The 13,427-nt window shown below is 69.1% G+C and carries 13 protein-coding genes and 1 pseudogene; 8 read left to right on the top strand and 6 right to left on the bottom strand.

What is annotated here, in order from left to right:
* Both HMPREF3014_RS10395 and HMPREF3014_RS10390 read right to left on the bottom strand, forming a co-directional pair.
* The coding region (locus tag HMPREF3014_RS10395) for a methyl-accepting chemotaxis protein (protein WP_048275594.1) at positions 1–1,172 on the bottom strand (1,172 nt) is incomplete at its 3' end.
* A gap of 84 nt (positions 1,173–1,256) precedes the next feature.
* A complete protein-coding gene (locus HMPREF3014_RS10390) occupies positions 1,257–2,246 on the bottom strand; it encodes a LysR family transcriptional regulator (protein ID WP_003119833.1) in 990 nt (329 codons plus the stop codon).
* Between the two features lie 100 nt (positions 2,247–2,346).
* Between HMPREF3014_RS10390 and HMPREF3014_RS10385 the strand changes: the two genes are divergently transcribed.
* Genes HMPREF3014_RS10385 through HMPREF3014_RS10365 form a run of 5 tightly spaced genes read left to right on the top strand, consistent with a single transcriptional unit; the run spans position 2,347 to position 6,604 of the window.
* Positions 2,347–3,516, top strand: a complete 1,170-nt coding sequence (locus HMPREF3014_RS10385) for a M20 aminoacylase family protein (protein WP_016562072.1) — start codon at positions 2,347–2,349, stop codon at positions 3,514–3,516.
* A 59-nt stretch (positions 3,517–3,575) separates the two neighbouring features.
* Positions 3,576–4,361, top strand: a complete 786-nt coding sequence (locus HMPREF3014_RS10380; RefSeq protein WP_003101442.1) for an ABC transporter substrate-binding protein — start codon at positions 3,576–3,578, stop codon at positions 4,359–4,361.
* Between the two features lie 55 nt (positions 4,362–4,416).
* Positions 4,417–5,106: an ABC transporter permease gene (locus HMPREF3014_RS10375; RefSeq protein ID WP_003091034.1), complete on the top strand. Its 690-nt coding sequence runs from the start codon at positions 4,417–4,419 to the stop codon at positions 5,104–5,106.
* Positions 5,103–5,816 (top strand): ABC transporter permease, encoded by a 714-nt coding sequence (locus HMPREF3014_RS10370; protein WP_023087178.1) that lies wholly within the window; start codon positions 5,103–5,105, stop codon positions 5,814–5,816. The genes HMPREF3014_RS10375 and HMPREF3014_RS10370 overlap by 4 nt, the downstream gene beginning before the upstream one ends.
* A 20-nt stretch (positions 5,817–5,836) precedes the next feature.
* On the top strand, positions 5,837–6,604 hold the full coding sequence (locus tag HMPREF3014_RS10365; RefSeq protein ID WP_003101443.1) for an ABC transporter ATP-binding protein: 768 nt from the start codon (positions 5,837–5,839) through the stop codon (positions 6,602–6,604).
* A 9-nt stretch (positions 6,605–6,613) separates the two neighbouring features.
* Here HMPREF3014_RS10365 and HMPREF3014_RS10360 read toward each other — a convergent pair.
* A pseudogene (locus HMPREF3014_RS10360) lies at positions 6,614–6,826 on the bottom strand (GNAT family N-acetyltransferase); the annotation flags it as partial.
* Between the two features lie 99 nt (positions 6,827–6,925).
* Here HMPREF3014_RS10360 and HMPREF3014_RS10355 point away from each other — a divergent pair.
* Complete coding sequence (locus HMPREF3014_RS10355; RefSeq protein WP_003160602.1) at positions 6,926–8,257, top strand: esterase/lipase family protein; 1,332 nt, start codon at positions 6,926–6,928, stop codon at positions 8,255–8,257.
* A gap of 51 nt (positions 8,258–8,308) precedes the next feature.
* On the opposite strand, the gene HMPREF3014_RS10350 is transcribed toward HMPREF3014_RS10355, so the two are convergent.
* Entirely contained in the window at positions 8,309–9,817 is a 1,509-nt protein-coding gene (locus HMPREF3014_RS10350; protein WP_023087177.1) for a PA2928 family protein, read from the bottom strand.
* A gap of 122 nt (positions 9,818–9,939) precedes the next feature.
* Positions 9,940–10,554 carry a LysE family transporter gene (locus HMPREF3014_RS10345; RefSeq protein WP_003114008.1) on the bottom strand — a complete coding sequence of 205 codons (615 nt, stop codon included), beginning with the start codon at positions 10,552–10,554 and terminating at the stop codon, positions 9,940–9,942.
* 65 nt (positions 10,555–10,619) lie between these two features.
* Between HMPREF3014_RS10345 and HMPREF3014_RS10340 the strand changes: the two genes are divergently transcribed.
* Positions 10,620–11,546, top strand: coding sequence for a LysR family transcriptional regulator (locus HMPREF3014_RS10340; protein ID WP_003118073.1), 927 nt, complete (start codon positions 10,620–10,622; stop codon positions 11,544–11,546).
* A gap of 10 nt (positions 11,547–11,556) precedes the next feature.
* Here the strand turns inward: HMPREF3014_RS10340 and HMPREF3014_RS10335 are convergent, their stop codons facing one another.
* On the bottom strand, positions 11,557–12,147 hold the full coding sequence (locus HMPREF3014_RS10335; protein WP_003119828.1) for a TetR/AcrR family transcriptional regulator: 591 nt from the start codon (positions 12,145–12,147) through the stop codon (positions 11,557–11,559).
* Positions 12,148–12,272: 125 nt separating this feature from the next.
* Between HMPREF3014_RS10335 and HMPREF3014_RS10330 the strand changes: the two genes are divergently transcribed.
* Positions 12,273–13,382: an alkene reductase gene (locus HMPREF3014_RS10330; protein ID WP_003101455.1), complete on the top strand. Its 1,110-nt coding sequence runs from the start codon at positions 12,273–12,275 to the stop codon at positions 13,380–13,382.
* Positions 13,383–13,427: the final 45 nt, after the last annotated feature.

Here is a 13,427-nt window from a genome sequence, read left to right as displayed (position 1 = left end):
AGGTTGGTCTGTTCGGCGATGCCCTTGATCACCGTCAGCACCGCGTCGATGCTGGCGGTTTCCTGGGCCAGTTGCTGGATGCTCTCGGAACTGCTCTCCACTTCCTGCGCCAACTGGCGGATCACCTCGATGGTCGCTTCCACCACGTTGGCGCCCTCGCGCGCCTGCCGGCGGGCGTCATCGGCCACCTGCGCGGCGCTCTGGGCATTGCGCGCCACCTCGTGGACGGCGCTGCTCATCTGCGTCGCGGCGGTGCTGACCTGGTCCACCGATGCGTGCTCGCTGTTGATCAGACGATCGTTGGCGGCGGTCATGCCGGCCAGCGAACCGGCTGAATCGGCGACCTCGCCGGTGACCCGGCCGACCTCGCGGATCAGCGGCTGCAACTTGTCGAGGAAGGCGTTGAAGGCGCTGCCGAGGCGGCCGGGTTCGTCGCGCGAAGTGACCTCCAGGCGCACGCGCAGGTCGCCATCGCCGTTGGCGATCTCTTCCAGGCGTTGCAGCAGACGCTGCAACGGACGGGTCACCAGGCCGGGGAACACCAGCACCAGCGACAGGCACACCAGCAGGCCGAACGCCACCAGCGCCACCTGCTGCCAGCGGTGGCGCTCGCCCAGCGCGGAGGACGCCTCGCCGTCGGCGGCCGCGGCCGCCTCTTCCATCTCGTCGAGCTGGTTGATCACCTCGCGCATCGCCCCGAACTGGCGATCGCTGTCACCGTAGCTGAGCTGCGCCGCGGCGCTCGGATCGCTGGCCGCCAGGCTCAGCACCCGCGCCGAGGTCGCGCTCCAGAGGGCATAGCCGCGCTCGAACTCGGCGACCTTGGCCAGTTCCGCCTCGCCCGGCTGCATCGCCGCGTACTGGCGCACCCGATCCAGGGCCTGCTGCAGGTTTTCCGCGTGATCGTTCCTCAGGCCGGCGATCTGCTCGGCGCTCAGGTGGCCCTCGAGCAGGCTGCGCTCGGCGACGAAGGCCTGGTAGAGATCGCGGTCGGCGTTGAGCAGCAGGGCGATGCCGGGGAGAAAACGCTTGCCCAGGCGCTGGTTGGATTCGTTCAGCTGGGCGATGCCATGCACGCCGAGCGCGCCCACCAGCAGCAGAAGCACCGCCAGCAGGAGGATCGGCAGGGCGATTTTCCTGCGGAACGACAGGTTAGCGAACCATTGCAGCATGCCGGCATCCTCGCTCGTGGCTTTCCAGGCTATCGGTCGCAGCACGACCGATCTTGAGCGACCGTACGTCCGTGCCAGTAGGAATCAGACTAGCAGGCGCAGGGTTTCGAACAGGCGCCGGTCATCCTTCTTCGCCGAGCGGGCGTGGCGGCGGATCACCTGCAGCAGGCACTCGACGAAGCATTGCGCCGGATTGCTGAGGGCTCCGCCGCGCCGGGTGATGATGCCCAGCCGTCGTGGCTCGAAGGTTTCCCGCAGCGCCAGCGGCACCACCCGGCCGAGCAACGGCGGGGCGGCGCCTATGATCGCCGGCACCCAGGTGCACATGTCGGCCTGCTCCACCAGGGTCTGCAGGATCGCCACGGAGTGCGCGCGGACGATGCGCCGCTCGTCGATCAAGGCGCCGTGGCGCCAGAACAACTCGCGCATCAGGGCGTCGTGGCCGTCGCCGGTGTAGTTCAACGCCCAGTCCTGTTCCAGCAGCTCGTGGATCGAGCCGCAACCCGCCAGCGGATGCCCCTGGCGGACCAGCACCGCGGTGTCGTAGTCGAGCAGCTTCTCGCAGGCGAACTCCTGGGCCGCCTGGGCGCCGTGCAGCGGGCCGATGGCGAAATCCATGCTGCCGTCGCGAAGCAATGGCTGGGCCACCGCCATCAGGCTTTCGAAAAGCTCCAGGCGCACCTCCGGCATGCGCTCGCGGAACGCCTGCACCGCCTCCGAGAGGAAGGTCAGCGCCACCCAAGGCGTCACCCCGATGCACAGCCGGCCGCTGGCCTGGCCACGCAGGTGGTCGAGTTCGACCTGCGCGTGCTCCAGTTGCTTGAGCACCAGCCGGGCGTGGATCAGCAGCGCCTTGCCGTATTCGGTGAAGGTCAGGCCGCTGGGCGTGCGGACGAACAGCGGCAGATGCTGTTCGGTTTCCAGTTCGCGCAGCGCGCGGGTCACGGCCGCCTGGGAAATCCCCAGGACGCGGGCGGCGGCGCGGATGCCGCCCGCGTCGGCACTGGCGACCAGGGCTTGCAACTGGTGGAGTTTCACGGGCTTACCGAGGTGACAACGAAAGGTTGTCATCATAGCCAAAGCGAGCCTCCCCGCCAGTCCCCCGCTTGCCTACCATCGGCTTCGACAACGCCCCGCCGCCCACCGGTCGGAGCCCTTGAGGAGAACAAGAAGAATGACCGAGCCTGCCGTCCTGCCCGCCATCGCGGCGCTGCGGGAAGAGATGGTTACCTTGCGCCGCCATATCCATGCCCACCCGGAGTTGGGTTTCGAGGAACGGCGAACCGCCGCGCTGGTCGCCGAATGCCTGGAGGCCTGGGGCTACCAGGTCAGCCGTGGGGTGGGTCGCACCGGCGTGGTCGGCACCCTGTGCCGCGGCGAGGGCCCAGCGCTGGGCCTGCGCGCCGACATGGACGCGCTGCCGATCCAGGAAGCCACCGGCCTGCCCTACGCCAGCCAGGTGGACGGCGTGATGCACGCCTGCGGCCACGACGGCCACACCGCGATGCTCCTCGCCGCGGCCAGGCACCTGGTCGAGTCGCCGCACTGGCGCGGCACCCTGCAACTGATCTTCCAGCCTGCCGAAGAGGGCCTCGGCGGTGCCCGCGCGATGCTCGACGACGGGCTGCTGGAGCGCTTCCCCTGCGACGCCATCTTCGCCATGCACAACGTCCCGGGATACCCCGTCGGCCACCTGGGCTTCCATCCCGGCCCCTTCATGGCCTCGGCCGATACCGTGGTCATCCGCGTGATCGGCAGTGGCGGCCACGGCGCGGTGCCGCAGCACACCGTCGACCCGGTGGTGGTCTGCTCCGCCATCGTGCTGGCCTTGCAGAGCATCGTCTCGCGCAACGTCGACCCGCAGGACACCGCGATCGTCAGCGTCGGCGCGATCCATGCCGGGACGGTCTCCAACGTGATCCCGGCCAGCGCCGAAATGATCCTCAGCGTCCGCGCCCTGACCGCGGAAACCCGTGCCCTGCTGGAGCGCCGCATCGGCGAACTGGCCCGCGGCCAGGCCGCCAGCTTCGGCGCGCGGGCGGAGGTCGACTACCGGCATTGCCATCCGGTGCTGGTCAACCATCCCGGGCAGACCGCGTTCGCCCGCGAGGTGGCCCGCGACTGGCTGGGCGAGGAATGCCTGATCGACGGACTGCGGCCGTTCACCGCCAGCGAGGATTTCGCCTTCATCCTCGAACGCTGTCCCGGCAGCTACCTGGTGATCGGCAATGGCCAGGGCGAGAGCGGCTGCCAGTTGCACAACCCCGGCTACGACTTCAACGACGACTGCCTGGCCGTCGGCGCCAGCTACTGGGTGCGACTGGCCGAGCGCTTCCTGGCCTGAGCCAGGGTTTTCAACGGGCGCGCGGCCTGGCGCGCGCGGATCGACAGAGGACAACCACAATGACAAGAACCCTCGGCAGCATCGCCCTCTCCCTCCTCCTCGCCGCACCGGCCGGCGCCGCCGACTGGACCGGCAAGGTCCTGCGCCTGGGCGTCGACCCGACCTACCCGCCGCTCGAATACAAGCAGCCGGACGGCCGCCTGGCAGGCTTCGGCATCGAGATCGGCGAAGCCCTCTGCGCGGAGCTGCGAGCCCGCTGCGAATGGGTCGAAAGCAACTGGGACGGCATCATCCCGGCGCTGCTGTCGCGCAAGATCGACGCCATCGTCTCGTCGATGACCATCACGCCGAAACGCGCACAGCACATCGCCTTCACCGACCGCGTCTCCAACGCGCCGAGCCGCCTGGTGGTACGCCGTGGCTCGGCGCTCCTGCCCGACGCCGAGAGCCTGCGCGGCAAGCGCGTGGGGGTCGGCCAGGGCTCCAACCAGGAGGCCTACGCCAAGGCCGAATGGGCCGCCAAGGGGGTGCGGGTCGTCTCCTACCAGAACCAGGAACAGGTCTACGCCGACCTCGTCATGGGCCGCCTCGACGCCTCGCTGCAAGGCGCGGTGCAGGCCAGCTACGGCTTCCTCGACAAGCCGGTCGGCAAGGATTTCGAACTGGCCGGAGCGGTGCTGGACGACCCTCGCTACTTCGGGGTCGGCGACGGCATCGGCCTGCGCAAGGAGGACGTGGCGCTGCGCGAGGACCTGAACAAGGCGCTGGCGACGATCCGCGCCAACGGAACCTACGCGCGAATCAACGCCCGCTACTTCGATTTCGACCTCTACGGCACGCCCTGAACGGCGTCCGGCCGCTTTTCACCTCGACCGACAACAACAAGCAATGGAGAGTGAAATGTTCCTCGACGGCTTCGGCCCGCAGATACTCGCCGGCACCCTGGTGACCCTGAAACTGGCGCTGGGCTCCCTGCTCGGCGCCGTGCTCATCGGCCTCCTCGGCGCCAGCGCCAAGCTCGCCGCCAACCGCCCGCTGCGCGCCCTGGCCAGCGGCTATACGACGCTGATCCGCAGCGTCCCCGACCTGGTCATCATGCTGTTGCTGTTCTTCAGCCTGCAGATCCTCCTCAACCGCGTCACCGACGCCCTCGGCATCGGCCAGGTCGACATCGACCCGTTCGCCGCCGGCTGCGTCACCCTGGCGTTCATCTATGGCGCCTACTTCACGGAAACCTTCCGCGGCGCCTTCCAGGCGGTCCCGGCCGGCCAGGTCGAAGCCGCGCAAGCCTACGGCATGGGGCGCTGGCGAGTGTTCCGCCGGGTACTCCTGCCGCAGATGCTGCGCTACGCCCTGCCGGGCATCGGCAACAACTGGCAGGTGCTGGTCAAGTCCACCGCGCTGGTCTCGATCATCGGTCTCGGCGACCTGGTCAAGGCCACCCAGGACGCCGGCAAGGGCACCCTGCAGTTCTTCCACTTCACCCTGGTCTGCGGGCTGATCTACCTGGCCATCACCGCAATCTCCAACGCCGCGCTGCTGTGGCTGGAGCGGCGCAGCTCGCTGGGCGTCAGGAGGCCGCTGCCATGAACGCGGTACTCGACGAATACTGGCAGGCCTACCTGTGGACCGACGGCCTGCAACTGACCGGACTGGCGATGACCCTGTGGCTGCTGATCCTCGCCGTGGCGCTTGGCTTCCTGCTGGCCATCCCGCTGGCGGTGGCGCGGACCTGCGGCAACCCGCTGCTGCGCTACCCGGTCTGGCTCTACACCTACGTGTTCCGCGGCACCCCGCTGTACATCCAGTTGCTGTTCTTCTACACCGGCGTCTACAGCCTGAATGCCATACGCGCCCAGGACTTTCTCAACGCGTTCTTCCGCGACGGCTTCAACTGCACGGTGCTGGCCTTCGTCCTCAACACCTGCGCCTACATGACGGAAATCTTCGCCGGCGCGATCAGGAACACGCCCCACGGCGAAGTGGAAGCGGCGCGCGCCTACGGCATGGGCGGCTTCACCCTCTACCGGCACATCGTCCTGCCCTCGGCGCTGCGCCGGGCACTGCCGTACTTCAGCAACGAAGTGATCCTGATGCTGCATTCCACCTCGGTGGCGTTCACCGCCACAGTGCCGGACCTGCTCAAGGTGGCCCGCGACGTCAATTCCGCCACCTATGCGCCGTTCCTGTCCTTCGGCATCGCCGGCGCGCTCTACGCCGGCACCGCCTTCCTGCTGATCTGGCTGTTCCGCCGCGGCGAGCTGCGCTGGCTGGCCTACCTCAGACCGCAAACCCACTGACCTCTCCCGGAGACACGCGCATGTACAGCCTGCAGGTCGAAGACATCCACAAGCGCTACGGCAGCCATGAGGTGCTCAGGGGCGTTTCGCTCAGGGCCGGCAAGGGAGACGTGATCAGCATCATCGGCTCCTCCGGCTCGGGCAAGAGCACCTTCCTGCGCTGCGTCAACTTCCTGGAAAAGCCCTGTGCCGGGCGCATCCGCGTCGGCGACGAGGAACTGCGCACCCGTCCCGGCGCCCTGGGCGAGCTGCGCGCCGCCGATCCCCGGCAGTTGCAGAAGATCCGCAGCCGGCTGGCGATGGTCTTCCAGCATTTCAACCTGTGGAGCCACCTGACGGTGCTGGAGAACGTGGTCGAGTGCCCGGTCAACGTCCTGAGAATGAACCGCGACGACGCCGTGGCCCGCGCGCGCCACTACCTGGCCAAGGTCGGCCTGGCGGAGAAGGTCGAACGGCAGTATCCCTGCGAACTCTCCGGCGGCCAGCAACAGCGCGTGGCGATCGCCCGCGCCCTGGCCATGGAGCCGCAGGTGATGCTGTTCGACGAACCGACCTCGGCGCTCGATCCGGAACTGGTCGGCGAAGTGCTGAAAGTCATGCAGCAGTTGGCCGAGGAAGGTCGCACCATGGTCCTGGTCACCCACGAGATGGCCTTCGCCCGCCAGGTTTCCAGCCATGTGATCTTCCTCCACCAGGGCGTGATCGAAGAGCAAGGGACGCCGGACCAGGTGTTCGGCGCGCCGCGCAGCGAGCGCCTGCGCCAGTTCCTCGCCGGCAACCTGAAATGAGTCCGGGGCTCAGCGCGACGGCGCGAGGAAACGCACGAAGACCAGCTCCGGATCACCTTCGTCGAGGTTGTCGATCACCCCGCTCGGCTGGAATCCCTCGCGCTCCAGCAGGCGCCGCATCGGCAGGTTGGAGCGGTTGCAGGAAGTGAACAGGCGGTCGCCGCGACAGTCGTCCCGCGCCTGCCGCAGCAAGGCGCTGGCGATGCCGCGCCGGCGGCAGTCGGGGGCGACCGCCGCATCCTAGACGTTTTCGCAGGTCAGGGCGCGTCGCCGCGGCGCATGTTCTATAGTCGCCCGGATCAGCCCCAGAGGATGCCGGACATGCCCCGTTCGATCGTCATCGTCCACGGCTGGAGCGACGATTCGAAGTCGTTCCGCCGCCTCGCCGAGCAGCTGGAAGCCTGGTTCGGCAGCGCGCCGACGCAGATCCGCCTCGCCGACTGGATCTCCCTGCAGGACGACGTCACCTACGCCGACCTCGCCGCCGCCCTGGATCGCGCCTGGACCGCCCAGGGACTGTCGCGGGCACCGCGCACGGTGGACGTGGTGGTGCACAGTACCGGCGCCCTGGTGCTGCGCGACTGGCTGACCCGCCACTTCGACCCCGCCAGCGCGCCGGTCAAGCGCTTCCTGATGCTCGCCCCGGCCAACTTCGGCTCGCCGCTGGCGCACAAGGGACGCTCCTTCATCGGTCGCGTGCTGAAAGGCTGGAACCGCTTCGTCGGGCAGACCGGCACCCAGGTGCTGAAGGGACTGGAGCTGGGCTCGCCGTACTCCTGGCAACTCGCCGAGCGCGACCTGTTCGGCGCCGAGGCCTGGTACGGCGCCGGCCGCCTGCTCGCCACGGTACTGGTGGGCAATGTCGGCTACAGCGGCGTCGAAGCCATCGCCAACGAAGCCGGCGGCGACGGCACGGTGCGGATCGCCACGGCGAACCTCAACGCCTGCCGCCTGAGCCTCGAACTGGATGTCCGCCAGCGCGCCAGGCCCGGCTGGCGCCTGGAAGAATCGCGCGGCGAGATCGCCTTCGCCATCGTCGACGGCGAGAACCACGCCAGCGTGGCGCTGAAGGACCGCGGACCGAAGAACCCGCATACCCTGGAGCTGATCCGCGCCGCGCTGGAGGTCGAGGACGCCGATTACCGGAGCAGCGGCGCAAGCTTCCCCTGGCAGCGCCGCATCGATCAGCTCGACCCCGGCATCGAGCGCCGCTCGCCGCGCTACCTGAACCTGGTCAGCCACGTCTGCGACGACCTCGACCAGGAGGTGCGCGACTACTTCATCCAGTTCTTCCGCAAGCTGAACAGCGACCGGCGTTTCGAACAGCGCTTCTACGAGCAGGTCATCGCCGACGTCCATCCCTACGAGGACAACCCCGCCTACCGCTCGCTGTACCTGTCGATCGAGTCCCTCGACGACCTGCTCGCCGGTTTCGCCGTGGACACCCTGTCGCTCAGCGTGTCGGCCCAGCCGCCGTTCGATCCGCCGCGCCAGCCGGTCGGCTATACCGCGGTGGGCCCCGGCGACAGCGAAGGCCTGGCAATTCCGCTGGCGCAGGTGCCGCGCTTCCTCGCAGCCCACCGCACCCTGCTGCTGCGCATCCGCCTGACGCGCCTGGTGGACAGCGGCGTATTCGTCTTCAGGAACCCCTGAATCGGCGCCCGCCCCCCCCGCTGGGCAGCCACCCAGGCCGGGCGCAGGCGATCACGGTTGGCCTTCGGGCCACTCGACCCGCTGCAATGGCGCGCCGCCGCGCCCGAGGCGATGGACGATGCCGCTACCCCGGCGCAGATCGACCCGCACCAACCGCCCGCCTTCCTCTCCACGGCCGCTGAGAAGCAGGTTGTGGGCATCCAGGCGGAACAGCCGCTCGGGACGCTCGATGGGCAGCTCCAGGGTCCAGAGCAAGCTGCCGTCGGCAGACACCGAGCTGAGCAGCAGCTCGCTACGCTCGGCCAGGCTGCGCCGGTGCAGCACCAGCCAGTTGCCGTCGACTCGCCAGGGACGGCGCGCCAACCTGGAATCGCCGCCCGGCAGCGCCGAGGCATAGCGACGGTACAACGCCTCCTCGCGCGTCTGCTCGTCGCGCCGGCGACGGTACTCGGCATCCGCCGCCGCCTCCAGGTCGGCGACCCGTTCCCGCCAGGCATCGTGCGCGGCAATCCAGCGTCGCCGTTCCTGGCGGTAGGCGTCACGCGCCGCAAGGAACGCACGGGTACTGGGAAAACGCTCCACGCGCTCGTCGAACTCTTCCGGCGGCTGCGGCTCGGGCGGCAGCGACGGACGCTGGCGCTGCCGCTCGGACGGTCGCTCGAGCAGCCGCTGCGGCTCTTCGGCAGCGGCTGGATCGGGCAGCAGGCCAGCCTGCAGGAAGGCCGCGTCGAGCAGCGGACGCAGTCGATTCTCCGCCGGCGACCGCCAATCCAGGGTGCCCAGTGACAGGCGCTGGCGTCGCGCCCGTTGGTTCGCTGCCGGCAGCGCCTCGCCACGCTCCAGCGCTCGGGCCTCGTGATCGCTGGCGAGGATCAGCAGGCGTCCGTCGGGCAGGCGCGTCAGGCCCGGCGCCTGCCAGTCGATCCCGGCATTCGCCGGCGGCGGCGGGTCGCCGTGGAAATACCGCGCGGCATCGACTTCCGGAGCTTCGCGCAGGGCCAGGCTGTCGCCGTCGAGGAACCAGACGCGGCCGTCCAGCGCGAGCATCAGCAATCCGCCCCGGCCTTCGTCGTAGCGATAGGCGTCCTTCCCCCAGGGCGCCGACTTCAACGGCAGGCCGCCAGTGCGCCGCTCCAGCTCGTCGAACGCCAGCGCAGGGGCGGCGTCGCGCCGGTCGAGTACGTAGAGTTCGTTGCGCAGGAAGAACAGGTAGCGCGACGACTGGCCCAGCAGCTCGCCGGAACCCCAGTCGTCGCCGCGCTCGTTGTCGGCATCCAGGCGCATGCTCCAGCGCAGGCTGCCGTCCTCCAGGTCGACCACCTGGGCATAGCTGCGGCTGCTGCCGTGTACCACGCCGTTGTCCACTTCGTTGGCGCGATAGTCGTCGAGGGTGAACGCCAGGTAGGAATGGCCCTGTTCCTCGAAGACCAGTTGCGGCCCGCTGAACCCGGCCTCGTCGTACTGGCCGAGAATGAAATGGATGGCCACCGGCAAACCGACCAGCAGGCCCAGGCCGAGTACCGCCCAGAGGACGGCGAAAAGCGTCGCTCCCTTCTTCATGCAACTCCCATGCGTCCCGCGATCCTGGGACCGTCCCTCAACTGGCGACGGCATGAACGGCGCATTCTAGGGAGCCGCCGGCCTCGCTTCAAAGGCGGCAAGCGGCCATCAGTGGTCCATGCTCATGGGCTTTTCGCCCCCAGCAGGACGCCGAAACCAACCAGCAGGGCGCCGAAGAACTGGTCGATGCGCCGGCGGAAACGCAGGAGCCGGCCGCGCACCGCCGGGCTCGAGAGAAAGCAGGCGACCAGGCCGAACCAGGCCACGTGGGCGAGCGCGATGAAGGCCCCGTAGCCCAGTTGCGCCGGCAACGCGGTATGCGGATCGATCACCTGCATGAACAGGCTGACCACGAACAGGCAGGTCTTCGGATTGAGCGCATTGGTCAGGAAGCCGCTGCGCAACATCGCCCAGGACGAAACCCCGGCGCCGCCCGCCGCCTCCTCCGCCACCGAGTCCTCTCGCGCCAGCAGCATGCGCAGGCCGAGGAACACCAGGTAGGCGGCGCCCGCCAGCTTCAGCGCGGTGAACAGCGCCAGCGACTCGCGCACCAGCACGCCGACGCCGAGGATGCTGTAGCCGACATGTACCGTCACCCCCGCGCCGATGCCCAGCGCGGTGAGCAGGCCGGCGCGGCGGGAATACAGCAGGCTGTTGCGCGAGACCATGGCGAAATCGGCGCCGGGGCTGATCACCGCAAGCACAGTGATGGTCAGGAAAGCTAGCAACTCTGTCATGCCTGGAAGGCTCCAAGGTAGAATGGACGACACAATCTACCGGTCTCCAGCGCCGAGCGAGAACGATGAATACTGACAATCATGGTGAGGAAAACTCACCATTCAGGCGCCGTCGCCTGCCCTCGCTGAACGCCCTGCGCTGCTTCGAGGCCGCCGCCCGCCTGGAGAACTTTTCCCGTGCCGCCGAGGCCCTGTGCCTGACCCACGGTGCCATCAGCCGCGCCGTGCGGACCCTGGAGGAGGAACTCGGTTGTGCGCTCTTCGAACGCCGCGGCCAGCGGGTTTTCCTCAGCGAGGCCGGCAGGCGCCTGCTCGCCGGCACCGGCCCGGCCCTCGACCTGATCGAGCGCACCGGCGAGACCCTGCGCGCGGAGGCCAGCCCCACCGCGCTGGTGCTGTCCTGCGAACCGACCTTGCTGATGCGCTGGCTGATCCCGCGGATCGCCGGATTCATGCAGGAACAGCCACGACTGTCGATCCAGCTGGTCGCCGGCGGCGGGCCGTTCGCCTTCGGCCGCGGCATCGACCTGGCGATCCGCCGCAACGACTTCCCCTGGCCGCCCGGCAGCCATGCCCACTGGCTGTTCGACGAGCAGGTCGGCCCGGTCTGCCGGGCGAGCGACGTCGAACGGCATTTCCACCTCGATGCAGGCCCGCCCGGGCTTCGCGCCGTCGCACCGCGCCTGCACACGGCGACCCGCCCGCAAGCCTGGAACACCTGGACCCGTCTCGCCGGACAGGCGCCGGCGACGACCGAAGGGCAGCGCTTCGAGCACTTCTACCTGAGCCTGCAGGCGGCCGGCGCCGGACTCGGCGTAGCCATCGGCCCCTGGCAACTGGTGCGCGACGATCTGTCCGCCGGCCTGCTGGCGGCGCCGCTGGGATTCCTCGCCGACGGCAGCAGCTATCACCTGCTGACCCCGCGACCGTTGCAGGCCGGAGAGCCTGCCACGCTGCTGCTGGAATGGCTGCGCCGCAGCGCGGCGGCCTGATGCGGCCCGCTCAGGGCCAGGCGCGCAGCGCCCGTTCGACCACCGCCAGCAGGCGCTCGCAAGGCACCCGGTCCTTGGCCTGCACGCTGAGGCCGAACAGCACGGTGGCATAGAAGGTCGCCAACTCCTCCACGTCGGTGTCCGCCGCCAGGTCGCCGTCAGCGATGCCGCGCCGCATGCGCTCACGGAACAGGCGGATCGACTCGCCGCGCTCGGCGCTCAACGCGTCCCGCACCGCCTCGCTTTCCGGGGTTCCGGTCAGCGCCGCGAGCACCACCAGGCAACCGCGCGGGAACTCGTCGGAACAGAAGCGCGCGACGGTCTCGCGGAGCAGCTCGGCCACGCCCTCGCGGGCGCTCGGCGCGCCATCGAGGACATCCCGGCGATAGCGGCCGTGCTGGCCGAGATAGTGGGCCAGGGCTTCGCGGAACAGCCCTTCCTTGCTACCGAAGGCGGCGTACAGGCTGGGCGGCCTGATTTCCATCGCCTCGGTCAGGGCCGCCAGCGAAGCGCCTTCGTAGCCACGCACCCAGAACACGTCCATGGCTCGCTGCAGGGCGGTGTCCCTGTCGAATGCCCGTGGCCTGCCTCGCGTTGCCATCCTGACCTCCATTATTTGTATCGATCACTATAAATTTACTTGACGAGCGTTGCCATCGCCATATTATTTAGCGACCGATACAGATATTCAAGCCATCTCCCTGCCGCCTTCGAAAGGAAAAGACCATGTCCAACCTGCTCCTCTCCCCGCTCGCCGTAGGCAACCTGGCCTTGCGCAACCGCATCGTCATGGCGCCGATGACCCGCTCCCGGGCGCAACAGCCGGGCGACGTGCCGACCGCCCTGAACGCTCTCTACTATGCGCAGCGCGCCGGCGCCGGGCTGATCGTCAGCGAGGGCACGCAGATTTCCCGCCTCGGCCAGGGCTACGCCTACACCCCCGGTATCTACAGCGAGGCGCAACTGGCCGGCTGGCGCCAGGTCACCGAGGCGGTGCACGCCGCCGGCGGACTGATCGCCGCGCAGCTCTGGCATGTCGGGCGCATGTCGCATCGCTCGCTGCAGGCCGGCGGCGAGGCGCCGATCGCGCCCTCGCCGATCCAGGCCAAGGCCCAGGTGTTCATCGCCGATGGCCAGGGCGGCGGATCCATGGCGCCGGCCGACGCGCCGCGGGAAATGACCCTGGAAGACATCCGCCGGGTCCGCGACGAATTCGTCCGCGCCGCGCGCAACGCGCTCGACGCCGGCTTCGACCTGGTCGAGCTGCATGGCGCCAATGGCTACCTGATCGACCAGTTCCTCGCCAGCGCCAGCAACCGGCGCAGCGATGCCTATGGCGGTAGCCTGGAGAACCGCGCGCGGTTCCTGCTGGAGATCGTCGACGCGCTGGTCGCCGCGGTCGGTGCCGAGCGCGTCGGCCTGCGCCTGTCGCCCTGGGGCACGATCAACGACATGCACGACGACGAGCCGGAAGCGATGACCCTTTACCTTGCCGAAGCCCTGCAGCGACGCGGCATCGCCTACCTGCACCTGGCCGAGTGGGAATGGAGCGGCGGCCCGGCCTACCCGCAAGGCTTCCGCGAGCGCCTGCGCGAACGCTTCCGCGCGCCGCTGATCGTCTGCGGCAACTACGACGCCGAGCGCGCCGAAGCGATACTCCAGGCCGGACTGGCCGACGCGGTGGCGATCGGCCGGCCGTTCATCGCCAACCCCGACCTGGTCGAGCGGATCCGTCTCGGCGCGCCGCTGGCCGAGGCCAACCAGGCGCGGTTCTACGGTGGCGACGCTGCCGGCTACACCGATTACCCGACCCTCGGCCAGTCCGCTACGGCCTGATTCCCTTCCCTCCCATGCATCGTTCCCGGGCGCGGCCACGGCTGC

The organism is Pseudomonas sp. HMSC065H01, from assembly GCF_001815235.1.
Lineage (GTDB): Bacteria > Pseudomonadota > Gammaproteobacteria > Pseudomonadales > Pseudomonadaceae > Pseudomonas > Pseudomonas aeruginosa.
Note: the sequence above shows the minus strand (reverse complement) of the source record. Positions and strands in the feature narration are given on the sequence as shown.